Source organism: Streptococcus sp. GMD1S (genome assembly GCF_000296875.1).
Lineage (GTDB): Bacteria > Bacillota > Bacilli > Lactobacillales > Streptococcaceae > Streptococcus.
On the sequence record NZ_AJQY01000298.1, the window covers coordinates 1 to 545 of the forward strand.

Below are 545 nucleotides of genomic sequence, written 5' to 3' on the forward strand. Positions count from 1 at the left end.
GCGATCCAACGTCTTCAACAAGAAGGCCTAGAAATTGACAGTATCAAAAATAGAGGATACAAGCTTATTCAAGGCGATCTGATATTGCCTGATTTGATTCAGGAGAAAACCAACTTAACCATTCGCTACAAACCTGAGACAAAATCAACACAAACAGATGCAAAAGAAGGGATTGAGGCTGGAAACCAAGGAAACACACTCTATCTTTCAACCTGTCAAACAGCAGGTCGTGGCCGCTTTCAGCGCCCCTACTATTCTCCATCTCAGGGTGGGATCTATATGTCCCTGCATATTCAACCCAATCTTCCCTATGAAAAACTCCCTTCCTATACTCTCCTTGTAGCTGCTGCAACCTACAAAGCCATTAAAAATCTAACTATGATAGAAGTAGATATCAAATGGGTAAATGACATCTACTTAAAAAATAAAAAGATAGCAGGTATCCTCACCGAAGCAATGACATCAGTTGAAACAGGCTTGGTTACAGATGTCATTATCGGACTTGGTATAAATTTTTCTATAGCAGACTTCCCAGAAGACCTAAA

Annotated in this window: 1 protein-coding gene; it reads left to right on the forward strand. The window is 40.2% G+C overall.

Annotation, left to right across the window (positions count from 1 at the left end; genetic code table 11):
• A partial coding sequence (locus GMD1S_RS08880) for a biotin--[acetyl-CoA-carboxylase] ligase (protein WP_000519005.1) occupies positions 1-545 on the forward strand: 545 nt, incomplete at both ends.